The following is a 20,565-nucleotide window of genomic DNA, read 5'->3' on the forward strand; positions in this document are numbered from 1 at the left end:
GCAAGCGTCGCATCAGGCATCCACACATTGCCGGGTGTATGTCCCCGGCAATCCTCAATTATTGATCCGCAGTTTTATCAAATTTGCCCAGCACTTCGCGCTCATAAGCCAGCGCTTTCTTACGGTCAAATTTGTGTTCCCACTTGGCAATCACCAGCACCGCCAGCGCATTACCCACCACGTTCAGCGCAGTACGCGCCATGTCGAGGATACGGTCAACACCGGCAATAAACGCCAGACCTTCCAGCGGGATCCCTACGCTGCCCAGCGTTGCCAGCAACACCACAAACGACACGCCCGGCACGCCAGCAATCCCTTTCGAGGTCACCATCAGCGTCAGCACCAGAATGATTTCCTGCCAGATGGACAGGTCAATACCATACAGCTGCGCGATGAAGATAGCGGCAATACTTTGATATAGCGTTGAACCGTCAAGGTTAAAAGAATAACCGGTCGGCACCACGAAACTGGTGATCGACGCCGGTGCACCATAGGCTTCCATCTTCTCAATAATTCGCGGCAGCACGCTTTCAGAGCTGGCAGTGGAGTACGCCAGAATCAGCTCATCTTTCAGAATACGAATCAGGATCCAGACGCTTAACCCGCACAGGCGCGCCACAATTCCCAGCACTACCAGCGCGAAGAACAGAATGGCGAAATGCACCAGCAGCACCAGTTTCGCCAGTGGCCACAGAGACGAGAAACCAAAGTTAGCCACCGTCACCGCAATCAGCGCAAACACACCCACCGGCGCATAACGCATCACCATATGAGTCACTTTAAACATGGTTTCAGAGATGGAGCGGAACACGGTCACCAGCGGTTCACGATGCGTCGCGGGCAGGGAGGAAAGCCCCAGACCAAACAGCACCGAGAAGAAGATGATCGGTAACATTTCGCCTTTCGCCATCGACGCCACAATATTCGTCGGCACCAGAGACAAAATCGTGCCCATAATACCGTGGGAACTGCTCTGTACCGCTTCTGTAGTGCTCTGATATTTCGAGATATCGACGGTTGCCAGCTGCGACATATCCACCCCGGCACCGGGCTGGAAGACGTTCGCCAGGGTGATCCCCAGAATGATGGCGACAGTGGTGATCACCTCGAAATAGATAATGGTTTTCGCGCCAATACGCCCGAGCTGTTTGGCATCACCAACACCCGCAATACCCACCACCAGCGTGGAAATAACAATCGGCACAACAATCATTTTGATCAGATGGATGAAGATATCACCCGCCGGAGAGAGCAAATTGACGACCAGCCAGTCGCGGCTGTCGCTATGGTAGTGCAGGTAGCTTCCCAGGAGAATGCCCAGCACCATAGCAAACAGAATCTGCCAGGCCAGGCTGAATTTTATATTTTTCATCAGAATAACTTCCTCAATGGAGCGCCGTTCCCGTTCAGAAACGCGAGAACGTGACATACTGCCAGGGCATGAATTGTGTTGCGTTGGTTTGTAGATTTTTTTAACGCTTATAATCAGTATCATTTGCGCGGTATGTTGCGCAACCCTTTAACAACAGAGCTTTTCGCTGCATTAATGCATAATAACGCGAGTTTATGGCAGGATTAATGAATAACCATTTGTTATGGAAAGATTTTTATTTGTTTAACCTGCAATAATACTGATTAGTGATTATTTTGGGCATATGTTCATTCGATTATTTTTTATGCAGCTCAATAACATAATCTTCATCACCAGATGATTAATCTGATCTCCGCTGCAACAGTTTCGCCAAATTAATCGACTCGACCAGCTGTGTTCGGTTGACCCGGGGTGAGTTTAAATCCATCACTTTTTGCCATAATTCGATGGCTTGCGTGTAATTCGCCTGCATAAACGCATCGGAAGCCAGCAGCATCAGAGCGGTGATTTCGTTAGAGTCCAGCGCGAGGGCTTTGTCGATCATTGCGCGAGTCTGGGCGGTCATATGCTGGCTGGCCTGGTAATACAGCACCGTCGCCAGCGCCGCATACAGTTCAGCGTTATCGCCACGTAGTTGCAACGCCTGACGGTACGCCAGCAGCGAATTGCTGTAATCGTTTTGCCACAGATAATACTCGCCCAGTAACGCCCACTGTTCGCTGTTTTGTGGATTAGCGCGAATTTTATCCTGCAATGCCTGAAGCTGCGCTTCCGGGGTTTGCTGGCTGGCAAACTGATGTAGCGGATCGCGCTGACGCTGATACTCCGCACGTACCGCCTGCCATTTTGGGCTTAACAGATAACTGCCGACACAGAGAAATACCATCAATATCGTGAGTGTTGTCAGCATTTTCACCGGTATTTGAGGCTGTTTCATCGCTTTGCTCTCACTCGCCAGAGGATCAGTGCCATCAGCAGTAACAACACCACTGGCAGCGCCCACAACACCAGCGTCTGACCGGTTAACGGTGGGTTATAGCGAACAAAATCTCCGTAGCGTTCGGTCATCCAGCCAATGATTTCGACTTCACTTTTCCCCTCCGCCACCATGCTGTAAACCTGATGGCGCATACTGACTGCCACCGGCGCATTGGATTCCAGTAAGTTCTGATTCTGGCATTGCGGACAACGTAACTGGCTGGCAATAGTTAACGCCTGTTCCTGTTGTTGCGGATTGGCGAATTGCCAGGTGTCTACAACCTGAGCGTGCGCAAAACAGGCAAATAACAGCAGTAGCATGAGAAGCCCTTTATTCATCGCGCTTCCTCCCCCGCCATCCGCTTAACAATGCGCCCGCAATCATCAACAATCCTCCCCCCCAGATCCAGCGCACACCGCTTTGTACATACAAACGAAAAGCGTAACGATCTGGTCCGGTTTTCTCACCCATGACCGCATACCAGTCATGGATACCGTTCCAGCGAATTGACGGTTCCATCATTTGCTGACGACGTGCTTCATAAAAACGCCGCTCCGGCGTCAGTTCACCAATACGTTGCTGATGGTCAAACAGCACCACTATCGCTTTTTCGCTGGTGTAATTACCTTTGGCTTGTAGATCGAGGCGCTCAAAACGGAAGGTGTATCCTGCCAGAGTCACCTGCTGACCCGGCTGTAAATTCAGGCTGATCTCCTGACGGCTGACGCTTGAAACCACGATCCCCGCGGCAAATAACAGCACGCCCGCATGAGCCAGCAGCGCCGGAAGCTGCACGCGTTTGCCAGAGACAAACGTCGCCAGCACAATCACCACCAGCATCAACAGACCAAACGGTAACGTTGCGCGGTTAAAATATGGCGCACCAACGGAGAGGCGTCCCCAGCCCAGCAGGCCGTAAATCATCGGATAAAGCGTTCCCACCAGCACGATCAGTAGCACTGCGCAAAACAGCAACAGCGTAGCGAGGATTAACATTTCCCGCGATAACCCCGATAAACGCACCGCCGGGCCACCGTCCCGCGCTCGCCAGCCATACAGAGCCAGAGACGCAAGGCTAATCAACGCAAACAGGCTGAACAACGGCACGGCGCGGACGTTATCCAGTGCGAACGCATGAACCGAAACCAGAATGCCAGAACGGACAATTAAGGTGCCCAGCAGCGACAGCATCAGAGTAACTATCGCCAGTAACAGCGACCAGTGGCGGAAAATCCCCCGCTGGCGTGTCAGGGACAAACTGTGCAGCAGCGCAGTGGCAGAAAGCCAGGGTAATAAAGAGGCGTTTTCCACCGGATCCCAGAACCACCAGCCGCCCCAGCCCAGTTCGCAATAGGCCCACCAGGAACCAAGGATGATCCCCGCAGTTAATGCGCTCCAGCCAGGTAGTGCCCAACGCCAGCAAATTCGGGCGCTGACACCATCAAACTCGCCGCGCAGTAGACTCGCCAGCGCCACGCTCGCCGCTACCATCAAACCGCCATAGCCAAGGTAAAGCAGCGGTGGATGAAAGATAAGACCGGGATGTTGCAGCATCGGATTGAGATCTCGGCCTTCGATTGCTGGCGGAAATATCCGCGCAAACGGATCGGACCACAGCACCACAAACAGCAACAGTGCGGCGAGCATGAGAGATAAAACGGCTAATGTCAGCGGAAATAGCGGATCGGTTTGCTGCCGATAATGCCAGGCAAACAGCGCACTCCACGCGGAAAGGAGTAGCACCCAAAGTAGCAACGAACCTTCATGCCCTCCCCACACTGCCGCCAGTTTGAGTTCCCACGACAGCAGGCTGTAGCTATGTTGGGCGACATAAATGACCGAGAAATCGCTGATGAGAAAACAATACGACAGTACGCCAAAAGCGATCAGCAGGAGCGCGAACTGTGCCAGAGTGCCGATGCAAGTGAGTCGCATCATGGCAGGCCAGCGCAACCGCACTCCCGCAAAGGTTGTCAACGGGGTCAACACGTTGACCCCAAGACTTAACAACAACGCCAGAAAACCGACTTCAGGAAGGAATACGTCCAGAAACCACCTCTTTTCTGGCTTACGCCACCGTTAACTGCCCGGCGTAGAGAATGAAAAAGCGCAGCATCAACACCCCGACCAGGCTGGCTCCACACGCCGCCAGCACGGCAGGAATGCCGGAACTACGATTCACCCACGGTTTGAGCAACATTGGCACAATCAGCCCCAGCCCGGCGACACCAAGCCAGAACCACCACGTCCAGAAACCACCGCCCAATGCTGCCACCAGCGCACGCACTTTGCCGTCATCGCCCAGCGCCAGTCCAACAAAAAACGCCACCAGCAGGAAGATTTCGCCCCATACCACAGGGATCTCCATACGGTGTACAAAGTGCGCTTCCGTGGAGTGCGGATTACTGCGCTGGCGTATCGCCATAGCGATCAACGCCACCGCCGCACCGGACGAAATGCCGGAGAAGAGGAACAGCACCGGTAAAATCGGATTATTGAGGAACGGATATGATTTCAGCGCCGACAGCAGAAAGCCGGTATAAGCCCCCAGCAACACCGCCAGCACCAGCATTAGCGTTTCCAGTCCGCGGTGAACGGGCGTCAGCAGACTCAGAACCTTTTGTACGATCCCCAGCTTCGGCAACCAGCGTTGTTGCAGGGCAAGCAAATCATGTTCAAAGATTTTCGCCAGCCACAGCACCAGCACCACCATGTAGAGCTGAAACAGCATCACCCCCATCGACATCACCGAGGTAAAACTGTAATGGAACATCAGCTTCCAGAAGGTCCACGGTCTTGTCAGGTGGAAGACGAGAATCAACAGACCGAGGATCACCGCGCCAGGCCCGACAATCAGCGTGGTGCGCAACAACGTACTGTCTGCACCGCCCGCCTGCGGGTAGAAGCGACGTAACAGCACGGCCAGCGTCACCAGACCGGCAGAAATACCAATCAAAAACAGGTAGATGGCAATCGGCCAGTCCCACACCAGCGATTCAAAATGAAATGCGGAAGTCTGCGTCATTGGCTCACCTCCCCGTATTTAAACGGTACGCGGTACAGCTTCGGTTTGGTTCCCAGCGCCAGCTTGTAGCGGTAAGTGGGCTTCTGGCGTAGCAGTTGCGAAATCTCACTGTTGGGATCGTCCAGATTGCCAAACGTCAGCGCCTTCGTCGGGCAAGCCTCAACGCACGCGGGGAGCTTACCGGCCTGCAAATTGGTCTTACGGCAGAAATCGCATTTGTCCGCCGTCTTCGTGACCGGATGGATAAAGCGCACACGGTACGGACAGGCGGCAATGCAGTACTGACAACCGACGCAGAGATCCGGGTTAACATCGACAATCCCGCTGGCAGCATCGCGAAAAGACGCACCCGTTGGGCAGACGTCAACGCACGGTGCATGGTCGCAGTGCTGGCAAGACTTACGAAAGAAGCGATATTTCACATCAGGAAATTCGCCCTGCGGCTCGCTACGAATAATTGTCAGGCGCGAGACGCCTTCCGGCACCTTGTTCACTTCCCGACAAGCATCCATACAGGCAGTACAGCCGATGCATAACGACTCGTCATGCACCATGCCGTAACGCACCCCATTGATATTCAACGTTTTCGCCACCACGCGTCCTGCGGTGCCGCTGACGGCTGCCAGCACGCCGACGCCGGTGAGAAACTGGCGACGAGACCAGGTCATGGCTGCTCCTTAAGCAACGGAACAGACGCCGGGTTAAAGTTCGGATTGGTGCGCTGATCGCTGTGGCAATCGACGCAAATCTTAATCCGTCCTTTGTCACTTAACGTCTGCATCGTATCTTGCTGTGGATGCAGGGAATGGCAGCTAGCGCACGCCACTTTGGTTACGTGGACATCGTGCGGCCAGAACGCTTTTTGCAACTGTTCCGGCAGATGGCAGGACATACACACGCTGTTCTGCTCTCCAACCTTGTACATCGGCTCGTTAAAGCGCATCACATCTTTCACCCCTTCGCGGTGTTGCGGTGATGGCTGGCCGTGACAGTTGGTGCAGGTGACCGGCAGTTTGTTATTCGGGTTGATAACGGAAGCATGTTTGCCATGCATACCTTCGGTATCTGGTTTATGACAGTCCAGACAGGCGGCATCCGGGTTACGCTGCTGGGTAACTTCGTAGCGATCACCAGATGCCTGCGCCGCAGGGGTAGCGGTAATTCCGTTCAGGCTCCACAACAGGCCCGACGCCAGCACCCCGGCAGTTAATAACGAACGTAATACGCTCATATTCACTCCATTGTGTTTTCCGCCCCTTGCGAGGCGGAACGGGGTTATTGGCTTAACAGACCGTTTTTACGTGCCTGCGCTTCCCACTGCGGGATCACCGTTTTGATGAAGTCCTGCTTCTCAGCCTTGATTTGTTCCATGTTCAGGCCAATGGCCTGCTGGGCTTTCTCTTTGGTTGAGATATCCGGGATCGGGATTTCATGGGTGATGCCTTTGGTCGCCAGCAGGCGCGCCAGTTTGGTGCGCGCATCCGCCGCTTTATCCATCGCCGTACCGAGCATCCTCAGACCTTCTTCCGGCGCGTGCATATGAATACCGTGGGAAGCGATCGCCAGATCCCAACGCCACTGGGCATGACGAATATCGTCCTGAATCGGCTTCATTTCGGCTTCTGTCGCGCCTGCGTCCAGCGCCGCTTTCGCTTCGAAGTGAGCGTGAACCAGTTGATCTTCAACCTTGATTTTCAGGTCGTTAATTGACTGCTTACGTTCCGCGACCACTTTTTGCAGGGCAGCTTTGTCCTGGGTATGGCAGTTCGCACAAGTCTGGGCGAAGTTATCAAACGGATTACCAATTTTATGGTCGGTGTAGAGTTTGCCTTCGGCGTTCTGCACTTTTGGCATATGGCAGTCGATACAGGTCACGTTGTTTTTGCCGTGAATGCCCGCTGTCCAGGTTTCATATTCCGGGTGCTGCGCTTTCAGCATTGGTGTTTTCGACAGGGAGTTAGTCCAGTCAGAGAAGGCAATTTTGTCGTAATACTGCTCCATATTTTCGACTTTCATGCCGTCATCCCACGGGAATTTAACGGCTTTGTTTTTGCCATCGAAGTAATACTCCACATGGCACTGACCGCAAACCATCGATTGCTGGTCGAAACGTCCGGCTTTCTCAAAAGGTTTACCAATGGCTTCCATCGCGCGAGCCGCATACGGACGGGAAAGGGTTAACTCCGGTTTGCCTTTGGCGAACTCTGGTGAGGCGGTGTTATGACAATCGGCACAACCTAAGTTGTTGACGATTTCCGGGCCGCCGCGCGCCCATTTACCGTGGAAGTAGCCATCTTCGCCGTCTTTCTGGATCAGACGCGCCACATCCGGGCTTTTACAACTCCAGCATGCCATCGGTAGCGGACCATCTTCAGCGTTTTTCGGCGCACCGGTACGCAGGGTTTCACGCACATCGGTCACAGCAAAGGCATGTCCACGCGGCTTGTTGTAATCGCGCGAGAAGGGATACCCCGCCCACAGGATCACCAGCCGTGGATCTTCCGCCAGGGCGTCAACACGCTCTGACTGTTCCGAGGTGGCTTTCCAGGAGAGATATTGATCGGGATGCTGCGGGGCAAAGGTTTCATTCTTCGCTTCCACAGTTACAGGTTTTGCGGGAGCAGCCGTTTGTTCAGCGTGAACAGAAGTGAAAAAGAAAAAAGGAATCAATAAGCTGAAGATACGGCGTGCGTTTATTTTTATCCTTGTCATAGGGGCTTCATCCGAATTGCGCCATTGTTGCAATGGCGGTTTTTATTGTTTTTCACGACAGTAACCGCACCTACACTGTCATGACATTGCTCGCCCCTATGTGTAACAAATAACCACACTGTGAATGTTGTCTTTAATCAATTGTAAGTGCATGTAAAATACCACTTTAGAGTTAGTCAGTATCTTCCTCTTTTTCAACAGCATGCATAACTGCATGTTCCTCAAAGAATTAATCAACTTTTGTTGCTGACCTTCAAAAATTACCCTGCCGTTTATTTGCACAATTCTACTTTTGCGTGATCTGTCGCCCAAATACTAAACAAAACTGCCAACACCCCTACATTTAACGCTTATGCCACATATTATTAACATCCTACAAGGAGAACAAAAGCATGAGTCAAATTCACAAACACACCATTCCTGCCAACATCGCAGACCGTTGCCTGATAAACCCTCAGCAGTACGAGGCGATGTATCAACAATCTATTAACGCACCAGATACCTTCTGGGGCGAACAGGGAAAAATTCTCGACTGGATCAAACCTTACCAGAAGGTGAAAAACACCTCCTTTGCCCCGGGTAATGTGTCCATTAAATGGTACGAGGACGGCACGCTGAATCTGGCGGCGAACTGCCTTGACCGCCATCTGCAAGAAAACGGCTATCGCACCGCCATCATCTGGGAAGGCGACGACGCCAGGCAGAGCAAACATATCAGCTATAAAGAGCTGCACCGCGACGTCTGCCGCTTCGCCAATACCCTGCTCGGGCTGGGCATTAAAAAAGGTGACGTGGTGGCGATTTATATGCCGATGGTACCGGAAGCTGCGGTCGCAATGCTGGCCTGCGCCCGCATTGGCGCGGTGCATTCGGTAATTTTCGGCGGCTTCTCGCCGGAAGCCGTTGCCGGACGCATTATCGATTCTAACTCACGGCTGGTGATCACTTCTGACGAAGGCGTGCGTGCCGGGCGTAGTATTCCGCTGAAGAAAAACGTTGATGACGCGCTGAAAAACCCGAACGTCACCAGCATTGAACATGTGGTGGTACTGAAGCGTACTGGCGGAAAAATTGACTGGCAGGAAGGGCGCGACCTCTGGTGGCACGACCTGGTTGAGCAAGCGAGCGATCAGCACCAGGCGCAAGAGATGAACGCTGAAGATCCGCTGTTTATTCTCTACACTTCCGGTTCTACCGGAAAGCCGAAAGGCGTGCTGCACACTACCGGCGGTTATCTGGTGTACGCGGCGCTGACTTTTAAATATGTCTTTGATTATCATCCGGGCGATATCTACTGGTGCACCGCCGATGTGGGCTGGGTTACCGGGCACAGTTATTTGCTGTACGGCCCGCTGGCATGCGGCGCGACCACGCTGATGTTTGAAGGCGTACCGAACTGGCCGACGCCTGCCCGTATGGCCCAGGTGGTGGACAAGCATCAGGTCAATATTCTCTATACCGCGCCCACGGCGATCCGCGCGCTGATGGCAGAAGGCGATAAAGCGATCGAAGGCACTGACCGTTCGTCGCTGCGCATTCTCGGTTCCGTAGGCGAGCCAATCAACCCGGAAGCGTGGGAGTGGTACTGGAAAAAAATCGGCAACGAGAAATGCCCGGTGGTCGACACCTGGTGGCAGACCGAAACCGGCGGTTTCATGATCACACCACTGCCTGGTGCTACCGAGCTAAAAGCAGGTTCGGCAACACGTCCGTTCTTCGGCGTGCAACCGGCGCTGGTCGATAACGAAGGTAACCCGCTGGAAGGGGCTACCGAAGGCAGCCTGGTGATCACCGACTCCTGGCCGGGTCAGGCGCGTACATTGTTTGGCGATCACGAACGCTTTGAACAGACCTACTTCTCCACCTTCAAAAATATGTATTTCAGCGGCGACGGCGCGCGTCGCGATGAAGATGGCTATTACTGGATCACCGGGCGCGTGGACGACGTGCTGAACGTCTCGGGTCACCGTCTGGGAACAGCTGAGATTGAGTCGGCGCTGGTGGCACATCCGAAGATTGCCGAAGCCGCTGTCGTGGGTATTCCGCACAATATTAAAGGTCAGGCGATCTACGCCTACGTCACGCTTAATCACGGGGAGGAACCGTCACCAGAACTGTACGCAGAAGTCCGCAACTGGGTGCGTAAAGAGATTGGCCCGCTGGCAACGCCAGACGTGCTGCACTGGACCGACTCCCTGCCAAAAACCCGCTCCGGCAAAATTATGCGCCGTATTCTGCGCAAAATTGCGGCGGGCGATACCAGCAACCTGGGCGATACCTCGACGCTTGCCGATCCTGGCGTTGTCGAGAAGCTGCTTGAAGAGAAGCAGGCTATCGCGATGCCCTCGTAACTCTCAATTGCCGGATGCGATCCGGGCAACAAGTCTGAAACGATTTGTAGGCCTGATAAGACGCGACAGCGTCGCATCAGGCATTGATTGCCGGATGCGGCGTATAACGCCTTATCTGGCCTACATAAGGCAAGGGTTACCTGGGCGTTAACCCGCTCCCATAAGGGCGCAGGAATTAAAACAATCCCTACATTACCTCTGGAGAATCTGTGATGAATGGCACTATTTATCAGCGGATAGAAGACAATGCGCATTTCAGGGAGTTAGTCGAAAAACGGCAACGGTTTGCCACCATCCTGTCGATTATTATGCTGGCAGTTTATATCGGCTTTATTTTACTGATCGCCTTCGCGCCCGGCTGGCTGGGCACTCCGCTGAATCCGAACACCAGCGTCACACGCGGTATTCCGATTGGTGTTGGAGTGATTGTGATCTCCTTTGTTCTCACCGGTATCTACATCTGGCGGGCGAACGGCGAATTCGACCGTCTTAATAATGAAGTCCTGCATGAGGTACAAGCATCATGAAAAGAGTTCTGACGGCGCTTGCCGCCACACTCCCTTTAGCAGCTAACGCCGCGGATGCTATTAGCGGGGCCGTAGAGCGCCAGCCAACGAACTGGCAGGCAATTATTATGTTCCTGATTTTCGTCGTGTTTACGCTCGGCATTACCTACTGGGCGTCAAAACGCGTACGTTCGCGTAATGACTACTACACCGCAGGCGGCAATATCACCGGTTTCCAGAACGGGCTGGCGATTGCCGGGGACTATATGTCTGCCGCCTCATTTTTGGGTATCTCCGCGCTGGTGTTTACCTCCGGCTATGATGGTTTAATTTACTCGCTGGGCTTCCTGGTGGGCTGGCCGATCATTCTGTTCCTGATTGCCGAACGTCTGCGTAACCTCGGTCGCTACACCTTTGCCGATGTAGCCTCGTACCGCCTGAAACAGGGGCCTATCCGTATTCTTTCGGCCTGTGGTTCTCTGGTGGTGGTGGCGCTTTACCTTATCGCTCAGATGGTAGGCGCAGGTAAACTCATCGAACTGCTGTTTGGCCTTAACTATCACATTGCGGTAGTGCTGGTCGGCGTGCTGATGATGATGTACGTCCTGTTCGGCGGTATGCTGGCGACCACCTGGGTACAGATTATCAAAGCTGTGCTGTTACTGTTTGGTGCCAGCTTTATGGCCTTTATGGTGATGAAACACGTCGGCTTTAGCTTCAACAATCTGTTCAGCGAAGCGATGGCGGTACACCCGAAAGGTGTCGATATCATGAAGCCGGGCGGATTGGTGAAAGATCCCATCTCCGCGCTGTCTCTGGGTCTGGGGCTGATGTTTGGTACGGCTGGTTTGCCGCACATTCTGATGCGCTTCTTTACGGTCAGCGATGCCCGCGAAGCGCGTAAGAGCGTGTTCTACGCCACCGGATTTATGGGCTACTTCTATATCCTGACCTTTATTATCGGCTTTGGTGCGATCATGCTGGTCGGTGCGAATCCGGAATATAAAGACGCGGCGGGCCATCTGATTGGTGGTAACAACATGGCGGCAGTTCACCTGGCCAATGCTGTGGGCGGCAACCTGTTCCTCGGCTTTATTTCAGCGGTTGCTTTCGCCACCATTCTTGCGGTGGTTGCGGGACTGACGCTGGCGGGTGCTTCTGCGGTTTCGCATGACCTGTACGCTAACGTCTTCAAAAAAGGTGCGACCGAACGTGAAGAGCTACGGGTATCGAAAATCACCGTGCTGATCCTCGGCGTGATTGCCATTATCCTCGGCGTGCTGTTTGAGAATCAGAACATCGCATTTATGGTGGGCCTGGCGTTTGCCATCGCGGCGAGCTGTAACTTCCCGATCATTCTGCTTTCCATGTACTGGTCGAAACTGACCACCCGTGGCGCGATGATGGGAGGCTGGCTGGGGCTGATTACCGCAGTGGTACTGATGATTCTCGGCCCTACCATTTGGGTACAGATCCTCGGTCACGAAAAAGCCATCTTCCCGTACGAATACCCGGCGCTGTTCTCTATCAGTGTGGCATTCCTCGGCATCTGGTTCTTCTCGGCAACGGATAATTCAGCGGAAGGTGCGCGCGAGCGTGAACTGTTCCGTGCGCAGTTTATCCGCTCCCAGACCGGCTTTGGTGTTGAGCAAGGCCGCGCGCATTAATCTCTACCCTTCCCCGGTCGCTTGATCGGGGAATACTCTTCCTCTCCAATATGCATCATCTTTTCCCATAATATTAAACAAATAAACTCATTAAAAAAATGAGCGATTTTTGACAGTCGTAGAAAATGATAATGCAGAGAATATGCCTTTTCTTTCTTGTTAATTATAAGGATATTTTATGCGCTATAATGGTTTAAATAATATGTTTTTCCCTCTTTGCCTGATTAACGATAACCACCCTGTCACAAGTCCATCACATACAAAGAAAACAAAATCAGATAATTATAGCAAACATCATAAAGACACGTTAATTGACAATAAAGCCCTCTCTCTTTTCAAAATGGATGATCATGAAAAAGTGATAGGCTTGATTCAGAAAATGAAAAGAACTTATGATACTTTACCATCAGGAAAAATCACTAAAGAAACTGACAGGAAAATTCATAAATATTTTATAGATATAGCTTTATATGCAAGTAATAAATATGACGATAGAATTACGAGAAGAGTTTACCTTAATAAAGATAAGGAAGTGTCAATTAAGGTAGTGTATTTTATAAATAATGTCACTGTCCATAATAATACTATCGAAATCCCACAGACAGTAAATGGTGGTTACGATTTTTCACACCTTAGCCTGAAAGGTATCAGGATTAAAGATGAAGATTTATCCAATTCGGATTTTGCAGGTTGCAGACTACAAAATGCTATTTTCCAGGGCTGTAATATGTATCAAACGAATTTTAATTTTGCCATAATGGAAAAAATAATTTTTGATAATTGTATTCTCGATGACTCAAATTTCGCTCAGATAAAAATGACTGACGGAACTCTAAATGCATGCTCCGCTATGCATGTTGAATTCTTCAATGCAACAATGATTAGAGCTAAAATTAAAAATACCTTCCTTGACTATTCAAATTTTTATATGGCGTACATGGCTGAGGTGAATCTTTATAAAGTAATAGCGCCATATGTTAATTTATTTAGAGCCGACCTTAGTTTCTCTAAACTCGATTTAATTAACTTTGAACATGCTAATCTTTCTCGCGTCAACCTGAACAAAGCAACCCTCCAGAATATAAACTTAATTAATAGCAAACTCTTTTTTACGCGGCTGACAAATACGTTCCTCGAAATGGTTATATGTACCGATTCTAATATGGCTAATGCTAATTTTAATAATGCCAATTTAAGCAATTGCCATTTCAACTGTTCTATTTTAACAAAAGCCTGGATGTTTAATACCCGTTTCTATCGGGTTAATTTCGATGAGGCTATCGTCCAGGGAATGGGCATATCCATTCTCCGTGGGGAGGATAATATTCCCATTAATAGTGATATCCTGATAACACTACAGCAACTCTTTGAAGAGGATTGTGCCACTCATACTGGCATGTCACAAACTGAGCATAATATTCAGGAAGTGTCTATGAATACCACTGAAGATACTATGCAATACACAGATTGAGATTAAGCCGAAGAATAGCCAATGAATTGACTTTAAAAGAGAGATACTCACGGACTTCTGACTTATTTATTTTAGAATCATGAATGTTAGCCCGAGGTAATCTGAAAAAGGTGCAAAAGATTGCACCTTTTTCAGATTACCTCGGGCCTGGTTACGTCGCTTTCGGCTTACTGATTTTCCTCAATCAACAACGCTTCAAGCAAATCGAGATCGTGCAATAATTTTTGCAGCGTTTCGTTACTGATCTCCCGCGTGGCGCGCAGGTGGTACAGTTCAGCACGTTCAGAACGCAATGCCGCCAGACGGAAGCGACGCTCAAGGTTCTCTTCCTGCACGGAACTTTCAACGTCGTTACGTCCATCGGCGCGACGACGCAGGTTACCAATGACGCGAGAACTGACCTCCGTGAGCAGCTGGTTATCGATATTCTCTTCGGTATCCGCCGCCAGACGCTCCTCCATTTTCTGGATTGCCACAATCGCCACTTCTGCCGTTGCCGCTCGCGCAATACGCTCCTCTTTCAACTGCTGCGAATGGTCTGCGACTTCAATGTGTTGCAGCAGAATGGGCAACATCACCACGCCGACAAACAGCGAAAAGAGAATGACGCCAGCCGCCAGGAACACCAACTCATAGCGCGCCGGGAAGACGTTGCCATCCGGCAAGAGCAGCGGGATAGAGAGCACACCGGCTAGTGTGATCGCCCCACGCACCCCGGCAAAAGACGCAATCAGGATTTCTCGTGTGGTCCACGAACCAAACTCCATCGGCTTCTTCTTCAGGAAGCGGTTGCTGAACTTTTTCATCGTCCACAGCCAGCCAAAACGGACCAGCATCAGCGCCGCATAAATCAGAATGATATCGGTAAACAGCATCCAGATTTCGACGTTAGGGTCGATTTCTGCCGCCATCAGCGACGTCTCCAGAATACCCGGCAGCTGCAGACCTAACAGCAGGAATACCATGCCGTTGAAGACAAATTCCAGCATCGCCCAGGTGCTGTTTGCGCGCAGGCGCATCGCCAGCGGCGCACGGCGCATTACACCGGAGCGGGTGATGGTCATCCCGGCTGCAACCGCAGCAAGAATACCGGAAACGCCAATATGTTCGGCAATCAGATAAGAAGCGAATGGCAGCAGGAACAGCAGTACAATCTGCGTCGCGGGTTCATCACCGCCCCAGCGGCTGAGGAATCGCAGCGAACGACCATACAGCCAGCTCACCACAAAACCGGCGAGAATACCGCCTATTGCCACTTTCATAAATTCCACCGTTGCACCGCCGACGGTGAAGATCATCGTCCCCATCGCCACTGCCACAGCAAACTTTAATGACACCAGGCCGGAGGCGTCATTCATCAACGCTTCGCCCTGCAAAATACCCATGATTTTTTTCGGGATGCGCCCTTCGCCAACAATACCGGAAAGCGCCACAGCATCGGTCGGAGAAAGCACCGCCGCCAGCGCAAAGGCGGGAATCAGCGGAATGCCCGGCACCACCCAGTAAATAAGGAAGCCAATGCCAACCACGGTGACCACCACCAGCGCCAGCGCGAGGCCGAAAATCTCCCGACCATGTTCGAGAAATTCACGGGTCGGCGTTTTCCAGCCATCTGCGAACAGCAACGGCGGGATAAACAAGACTAAAAAGAGTTCAGGATCAAACTCCACATGCAAACCAAACGTCGGCCACGCCAGTAGCGCACCGATGGCGATTTGCATAAGCGGAAGCGGGATCTGAAAGGGCATGACACGAGTGACCACCCCGGACAGCGAGACCACGAGGGTCATTATCAGTATGGTGAAGAAGATTTCCATGCGTTCCCTGTTTGCGATGTTTTTTTATGATCTGAGAAAGGCGTTATGCCTGAATTCTCATTTTTTCAGAATATCGCAAAAGCTCACACAATGTGCTGAGAAAATAAAAACGGGCAGCCATTGCCACCCGTTTTCAGAATCTTATTAAAGCTTAGATAGCCCAGCCGCCCGCATAGAAGGTCACCAGCGCCACGGCAATGACGACCGTACCGATGTTCAACTTGCGCCATTCTCCGGAAACCAGACGACCAATCACCAGAGTCGCAAAGCCGATCATAATACCCGTTACGATGTTACAGGTCAGTACGATGAATACTGCTGTTACCAGACCCGCCATCGCATCAACAAAATCAGCAAAGTCAATTTTCGCCACATTGCTCAGCATCAGCAGGCCAACGTACATCAGCGCCGGAGCCGTTGCGTAACCCGGAACGAGGTAAGAGAGTGGAGAGAGGAACAGAATCAGCAGGAACAACACGCCAACGGTGATAGCCGTCAGACCGGTTTTTCCGCCCGCCGCTGTACCCGCCGCAGACTCGATGTATACCGCTGCCGGTGCTGCCCCCACCAGACCAGAGAAAACACTGCTCATGGAGTCGGTGGTCAGTGCTTTCCCGCCGTCGATAATTTGCCCGTCTTTATCCAGCAGGTTTGCCTGGCCCGCGACGGCCCGGATGGTTCCGGTGGCATCGAAAACAGCAGTCATCACCAGTGCCAGCACGCTCGGCAGAACCACAGGGTTCAGCGCGCCCATAATGTCCAGGCTGCCAATCAGTGAATTGCCGTTTTCATCGCTCAATGAAGGCATGGCGAAAACGCCGGAGAAATGGACGTTAGGATCGAAGATCAAACCGACAATTGAGATACCGATAATGGTCAGCAGAATGCCACCGGGGACTTTCAGTTTTTCCAGGCCGATGATCACAGCCAGACCTACCAGTGACATTATCACCGGGAAGGTCGCGAAATCACCCAGCGCAACAGGCAGACCATCAAGCGGGTTTTTAATCACCAGACCGACACCATTAGCGGCAATGAGCAGCAGGAACAGACCGATACCGATCCCCGTGCCGTGCGCCACACCGTGCGGCAAGTTGCGCAAAATCCAGCTACGAATACCCGTGGCAGAAATTATCGTAAACAGCACACCCATCAGGAACACGGCACCCAGCGCGACAGGTACGCTAATATGTTGCCCCAGCACCAGACTGAATGCGGTAAACGCCGTCAGGGAGATGGCGCAACCAATCGCCAACGGCAGATTAGCCCACAGACCCATCACGATAGAACCGAGTCCGGCAACCAGACAGGTCGCAACGAAAACTGCCGCAGGCGGGAAGCCTGCTTTACCCAACATGCCTGGAACGACGATAACCGAGTAGACCATCGCCAGAAATGTTGTTAACCCGGCAACCACTTCCTGACGGACAGTGCTTCCACGTTGTGAAATTTTAAACCAGGCGTCGAGTGAACCGCCGGTACGCGCTGATGGCGTAGACATAAGAAAACATCCCCTGAGAGTTTAATTTTCGTCAAGATGCGTGGCGGACAATCCCCTGCCAGCGAAACGTTATCTTCCTGCTCCAGGTTTGCGACAAATTGGTGCGTCGCAAAAAAGCAAACGTTTAGCTCCGCGCATACAAAACGGGTGGTAAAAAAAGCAAACGATTATCCGGCGATCATAGCGGCTTTTTCAACCGAAGTTTGCTGCTTTTTTCTCTTTTATTGTCTTGACGATGAAAAACCAGGCAATTGATGCGCAAACGTTATCGTCGATGCGCAAGATTGCAGCGTTATCGAGCCGCATACCGTTCAGGATTGCGATAAAAAATCGTCTGAGATGACAAAAATATTGCGGCTAAAAAGTATACTTTTACACTGGCGAAGAAACGCCGGTGACATACAATTAAAGCATCAACACCAACCGGAACCTCCACCACGTGCTCGAATGAGGTGTGTTGACGTCGGGGGAAACCCTCCTGTGTACCAGCGGGATAGAGAGAAAGACAAAGACCGGAAAACAAACTAAAGCGCCCTTGTGGCGCTTTAGTTTTGTTCATCTTCCAGCAAGCGTGCACCTGTGCCTTCTTCTCCTAAGCGGTCGCCCGGGTTACGCAATGGGCAATCACTGCGCGAAAGACAGCCACAACCAATACATCCGTCCAGTTCGTCACGCAGCGCCACTAAGGTATGAATGCGCCGATCCAACTCTTCTCGCCATTGGGACGAAAGCTGTTTCCACTCTTTCGCACTTAATGTATGCCCTTCGGGCAACACGCCAAACGCTTCACGAATGGTCGCCAGCGGAATGCCAATACGCTGAGCAATTTTGATGATTGCGACATATCGCAACACATCACGTTTATATCGCCGCTGATTGCCACTATTACGGATACTGCTAATCAACCCTTTGCTTTCATAGAAATGCAGCGCCGATACCGCCACACCGCTGCGTTTTGCCACTTCGCCGGGGGTTAGCAGCGCTTTAATGCGGGGTAATTTCTTTTCCATAAATCGCTTTACCTCAAGTTAACTTGAGGAATTATACTCCCCAACAGATGAATTAACGAACTGAACACTGAAAAGAGGCAGATTTATGTCCCATCAGAAAATTATTCAGGATCTTATCGCATGGATTGACGAGCATATTGACCAGCCGCTTAACATTGATGTCGTCGCAAAAAAATCAGGCTATTCAAAGTGGTACTTACAGCGGATGTTCCGCACGGTGACGCATCAGACACTTGGTGATTACATTCGCCAACGCCGCCTGTTACTGGCCGCCGTTGAGTTGCGCACCACCGAGCGTCCGATTTTTGATATCGCAATGGACCTGGGTTATGTCTCGCAGCAGACCTTCTCCCGCGTTTTCCGTCGGCAGTTTGATCGCACTCCCAGCGATTATCGCCACCGCCTGTAGTTTTATTGCCCGCGCGTTAACTCCCGCGCGGGTGATTGCTCCATCCATTGCATGAACACCTGCGGTGGCATCGCCTTAGCAAAGAACCATCCCTGGCAATAGCGCACGCCGCGTTTACGCAACCAGTTAACCTGATCCTCAGTTTCTACCCCTTCTGCAATCGTTTTCAGCCCCAGGCTGTGCGCCAGCTCGATGATGTGTTCCGCAATCAAATGACTGGTTTTATGGGTGGTCAGCGTCTCAACAAACGATTTATCGATTTTCAAAATATCGACATTCAATGATTTAAGGTTATGCAAGTTAGAGTAGCCAATACCAAAATCATCAATTGCCACTTCGTAACCGGCCTGGCGGAAAGCCAGAATAATCGGCGTCATTTTGTCGACATCAAGAAATGCATGTTCAGTCACTTCAAATTTAATTTGCTGTGGACGCACCGCGTATTGCTCTGTTTTCTGATTGGTTCGCGCTATCAACCGTGACGTATGAAAATCGGAGGCCGACAGATTAATAGAAACATAGCGATCGGCATGTGTTGCCAGGTACGCGCCCAGATCGAGGAAGACATTATCAATAACATAATCAGTTACCTGTCCGATCATTCCCTCCTTTTCTGCCAGCGGAATAAACTCTGCCGGATTCATTACTTGCCCCTGCTCACCAGGCCAACGTAACAATGCTTCAGCGCCGATACATTTTTCTGTTTTGATATCGATTATTGGCTGGTAATAAAGGCAAAGTTGATGTTTTTCGAGGGCGCGTTGCAATTTGCGTTTGGGAGACAAATAGTTTTGTCGAATACGTAGCCAGAGTAATAACAGAACAAGACTCCCTAAAATGCCGGCGGGTAACGCAAAAATAAGATGATTATAAAAATGCGCTATAAGACGTTGATATGAAGTCGCAACAATGGCTGCAATTGGGCGTTTTGTCGAATAAACTGTCGCATATAAATAGCCATTTCTTTGTACGGTTAAATCATTCAAATGAATCAGCGGAGAAAACGTTGCTGCCGAGGCCTCGTTGCTTAACGAGAAAAAGGTTTTCGTTACCGTATCATACACACCCCATTGCAATGTCGGATCATCAGACATCACTTCACTCCAGAATAGAGGGTTGATGACCGCCACATAATTTCCCCGCTGCATATAGGTCATTTTATAGCCAGAGAAAAAAGGCGTATCGCGGTAATAATAGATAGAAACGTTAGGTTCACGCTTATAATCGGCCGGTGCAATCGTATAACCGTTTACAGGCGCTATCAGCGATGAGCATAAAAAATGGTTATCACGGGCATAGATCAATTCATTAATATAAAGATAGCCACGAATAATATTCAACATTCGCTTTTGATGGGCCGGAGTGCAAACTTGCCCCTGATAGCGTTCTGCTGCATCGCTCACTAAATCTGCCTGGCGAATGACCAGCTCGGATTTATCCAGCGCCAGCTGAGCAAAAGTTTGGAGCTGACTATTCACTTCTGATTTTGCCCAAAGGAAGGCAATCCATAGCGACAGAATGATGGGAAAGAGAACTAAAAAGATAATGCCCGGCAACGCCAGTAATTGGTGTCGTGCATGATGACTCATTGCTATCAATTTCCTGCCTGTTTATACCCGGTCATTGCAAGGCGAGAACCCTGGTTATCGACGTCTTTAGATAAATCTTACGGTATAAATAGCACTTTTGCCTGATTTGAAATTGATACCTTTTTAATCGTCACCTGAATAAAAATAATTCATTGA

The 20,565-nt window shown here is 51.1% G+C and carries 17 protein-coding genes; 5 read left to right on the forward strand and 12 right to left on the reverse strand.

The window, feature by feature from the left end; genetic code table 11:
* Positions 1-58 precede the first annotated feature (58 nt).
* The 8 genes from gltP to nrfA form a co-directional block, all read right to left on the reverse strand.
* Positions 59-1,372 carry a glutamate/aspartate:proton symporter GltP gene (gltP, locus tag FQ015_RS08145; protein ID WP_000789589.1) on the reverse strand — a complete coding sequence of 438 codons (1,314 nt, stop codon included), beginning with the start codon at positions 1,370-1,372 and terminating at the stop codon, positions 59-61.
* A 340-nt stretch (positions 1,373-1,712) separates the two neighbouring features.
* On the reverse strand, positions 1,713-2,309 hold the full coding sequence (nrfG, locus tag FQ015_RS08150) for a heme lyase NrfEFG subunit NrfG (RefSeq protein ID WP_039021430.1): 597 nt from the start codon (positions 2,307-2,309) through the stop codon (positions 1,713-1,715).
* Positions 2,306-2,689 (reverse strand): heme lyase NrfEFG subunit NrfF, encoded by a 384-nt coding sequence (gene nrfF, locus FQ015_RS08155; protein ID WP_032185694.1) that lies wholly within the window; start codon positions 2,687-2,689, stop codon positions 2,306-2,308. The genes nrfG and nrfF overlap by 4 nt, the downstream gene beginning before the upstream one ends.
* Complete coding sequence (locus tag FQ015_RS08160; protein ID WP_072039632.1) at positions 2,682-4,400, reverse strand: heme lyase CcmF/NrfE family subunit; 1,719 nt, start codon at positions 4,398-4,400, stop codon at positions 2,682-2,684. The genes nrfF and FQ015_RS08160 overlap by 8 nt, the downstream gene beginning before the upstream one ends.
* A gap of 19 nt (positions 4,401-4,419) precedes the next feature.
* Positions 4,420-5,376 carry a cytochrome c nitrite reductase subunit NrfD gene (gene nrfD / locus FQ015_RS08165; RefSeq protein ID WP_000195167.1) on the reverse strand — a complete coding sequence of 319 codons (957 nt, stop codon included), beginning with the start codon at positions 5,374-5,376 and terminating at the stop codon, positions 4,420-4,422.
* Positions 5,373-6,044 carry a cytochrome c nitrite reductase Fe-S protein gene (gene nrfC / locus FQ015_RS08170; RefSeq protein ID WP_000220281.1) on the reverse strand — a complete coding sequence of 224 codons (672 nt, stop codon included), beginning with the start codon at positions 6,042-6,044 and terminating at the stop codon, positions 5,373-5,375. The genes nrfD and nrfC overlap by 4 nt, the downstream gene beginning before the upstream one ends.
* On the reverse strand, positions 6,041-6,607 hold the full coding sequence (gene nrfB / locus FQ015_RS08175; RefSeq protein WP_001296647.1) for a cytochrome c nitrite reductase pentaheme subunit: 567 nt from the start codon (positions 6,605-6,607) through the stop codon (positions 6,041-6,043). Before nrfB ends, nrfC begins: the two co-directional genes overlap by 4 nt.
* Before the next feature lie 44 nt (positions 6,608-6,651).
* Positions 6,652-8,088 carry an ammonia-forming nitrite reductase cytochrome c552 subunit gene (gene nrfA / locus FQ015_RS08180; protein WP_039021428.1) on the reverse strand — a complete coding sequence of 479 codons (1,437 nt, stop codon included), beginning with the start codon at positions 8,086-8,088 and terminating at the stop codon, positions 6,652-6,654.
* 392 nt (positions 8,089-8,480) lie between these two features.
* On the opposite strand from nrfA, the gene acs reads away from it, so the two are divergent.
* The 4 genes from acs to FQ015_RS08200 all read left to right on the forward strand — a co-directional run bounded on the left by acs (position 8,481) and on the right by FQ015_RS08200 (position 14,083).
* Positions 8,481-10,439 carry an acetate--CoA ligase gene (acs, locus tag FQ015_RS08185; protein WP_160523940.1) on the forward strand — a complete coding sequence of 653 codons (1,959 nt, stop codon included), beginning with the start codon at positions 8,481-8,483 and terminating at the stop codon, positions 10,437-10,439.
* Positions 10,440-10,651: 212 nt separating this feature from the next.
* Complete coding sequence (locus FQ015_RS08190) at positions 10,652-10,966, forward strand: DUF485 domain-containing protein (protein ID WP_001014565.1); 315 nt, start codon at positions 10,652-10,654, stop codon at positions 10,964-10,966.
* A complete protein-coding gene (actP, locus tag FQ015_RS08195; protein ID WP_039021426.1) occupies positions 10,963-12,612 on the forward strand; it encodes a cation/acetate symporter ActP in 1,650 nt (549 codons plus the stop codon). Before FQ015_RS08190 ends, actP begins: the two co-directional genes overlap by 4 nt.
* Before the next feature lie 178 nt (positions 12,613-12,790).
* Positions 12,791-14,083 carry a pentapeptide repeat-containing protein gene (locus tag FQ015_RS08200; RefSeq protein WP_039021425.1) on the forward strand — a complete coding sequence of 431 codons (1,293 nt, stop codon included), beginning with the start codon at positions 12,791-12,793 and terminating at the stop codon, positions 14,081-14,083.
* Between the two features lie 167 nt (positions 14,084-14,250).
* Here FQ015_RS08200 and FQ015_RS08205 read toward each other — a convergent pair whose 3' ends face one another.
* From FQ015_RS08205 to soxR, 3 genes are all read right to left on the reverse strand, one after another.
* Positions 14,251-15,900 (reverse strand): Na+/H+ antiporter, encoded by a 1,650-nt coding sequence (locus FQ015_RS08205; RefSeq protein ID WP_000402207.1) that lies wholly within the window; start codon positions 15,898-15,900, stop codon positions 14,251-14,253.
* Between the two features lie 151 nt (positions 15,901-16,051).
* On the reverse strand, positions 16,052-17,401 hold the full coding sequence (gene ghxP, locus FQ015_RS08210; RefSeq protein ID WP_000106871.1) for a guanine/hypoxanthine transporter GhxP: 1,350 nt from the start codon (positions 17,399-17,401) through the stop codon (positions 16,052-16,054).
* Positions 17,402-17,946: 545 nt separating this feature from the next.
* Positions 17,947-18,411, reverse strand: coding sequence for a redox-sensitive transcriptional activator SoxR (gene soxR / locus FQ015_RS08215; RefSeq protein WP_000412424.1), 465 nt, complete (start codon positions 18,409-18,411; stop codon positions 17,947-17,949).
* Positions 18,412-18,496: 85 nt separating this feature from the next.
* On the opposite strand from soxR, the gene soxS reads away from it, so the two are divergent.
* The gene (gene soxS / locus FQ015_RS08220; RefSeq protein WP_000019358.1) at positions 18,497-18,820 is read left to right on the forward strand and encodes a superoxide response transcriptional regulator SoxS; all 324 of its coding nucleotides are present in this window, start codon (positions 18,497-18,499) and stop codon (positions 18,818-18,820) included.
* Between the two features lie 2 nt (positions 18,821-18,822).
* Here soxS and pdeC read toward each other — a convergent pair whose 3' ends face one another.
* Positions 18,823-20,409: a c-di-GMP phosphodiesterase PdeC gene (gene pdeC, locus FQ015_RS08225; protein WP_160523941.1), complete on the reverse strand. Its 1,587-nt coding sequence runs from the start codon at positions 20,407-20,409 to the stop codon at positions 18,823-18,825.
* Positions 20,410-20,565: the final 156 nt, after the last annotated feature.

The organism is Escherichia sp. HH26CH (genome assembly GCF_009820205.1).
Lineage (GTDB): Bacteria > Pseudomonadota > Gammaproteobacteria > Enterobacterales > Enterobacteriaceae > Escherichia > Escherichia coli_F.

Excerpts from the sequence above, each read along its gene's own strand:
- nrfA (WP_039021428.1), bottom strand. The coding sequence starts at position 8,088 with ATGACAAGGATAAAAATAAACGCACGCCGTATCTTCAGCTTATTGATT.
- FQ015_RS08190 (WP_001014565.1), top strand. The coding sequence starts at position 10,652 with ATGAATGGCACTATTTATCAGCGGATAGAAGACAATGCGCATTTCAGG.
- actP (WP_039021426.1), top strand. The coding sequence starts at position 10,963 with ATGAAAAGAGTTCTGACGGCGCTTGCCGCCACACTCCCTTTAGCAGCT.
- pdeC (WP_160523941.1), bottom strand. The coding sequence starts at position 20,409 with ATGAGTCATCATGCACGACACCAATTACTGGCGTTGCCGGGCATTATC.
- ghxP (WP_000106871.1), bottom strand. The coding sequence starts at position 17,401 with ATGTCTACGCCATCAGCGCGTACCGGCGGTTCACTCGACGCCTGGTTT.
- nrfF (WP_032185694.1), bottom strand. The coding sequence starts at position 2,689 with ATGAATAAAGGGCTTCTCATGCTACTGCTGTTATTTGCCTGTTTTGCG.
- nrfB (WP_001296647.1), bottom strand. The coding sequence starts at position 6,607 with ATGAGCGTATTACGTTCGTTATTAACTGCCGGGGTGCTGGCGTCGGGC.
- nrfD (WP_000195167.1), bottom strand. The coding sequence starts at position 5,376 with ATGACGCAGACTTCCGCATTTCATTTTGAATCGCTGGTGTGGGACTGG.
- gltP (WP_000789589.1), bottom strand. The coding sequence starts at position 1,372 with ATGAAAAATATAAAATTCAGCCTGGCCTGGCAGATTCTGTTTGCTATG.
- nrfC (WP_000220281.1), bottom strand. The coding sequence starts at position 6,044 with ATGACCTGGTCTCGTCGCCAGTTTCTCACCGGCGTCGGCGTGCTGGCA.
- acs (WP_160523940.1), top strand. The coding sequence starts at position 8,481 with ATGAGTCAAATTCACAAACACACCATTCCTGCCAACATCGCAGACCGT.
- FQ015_RS08205 (WP_000402207.1), bottom strand. The coding sequence starts at position 15,900 with ATGGAAATCTTCTTCACCATACTGATAATGACCCTCGTGGTCTCGCTG.
- nrfG (WP_039021430.1), bottom strand. The coding sequence starts at position 2,309 with ATGAAACAGCCTCAAATACCGGTGAAAATGCTGACAACACTCACGATA.
- soxS (WP_000019358.1), top strand. The coding sequence starts at position 18,497 with ATGTCCCATCAGAAAATTATTCAGGATCTTATCGCATGGATTGACGAG.
- FQ015_RS08200 (WP_039021425.1), top strand. The coding sequence starts at position 12,791 with ATGCGCTATAATGGTTTAAATAATATGTTTTTCCCTCTTTGCCTGATT.
- soxR (WP_000412424.1), bottom strand. The coding sequence starts at position 18,411 with ATGGAAAAGAAATTACCCCGCATTAAAGCGCTGCTAACCCCCGGCGAA.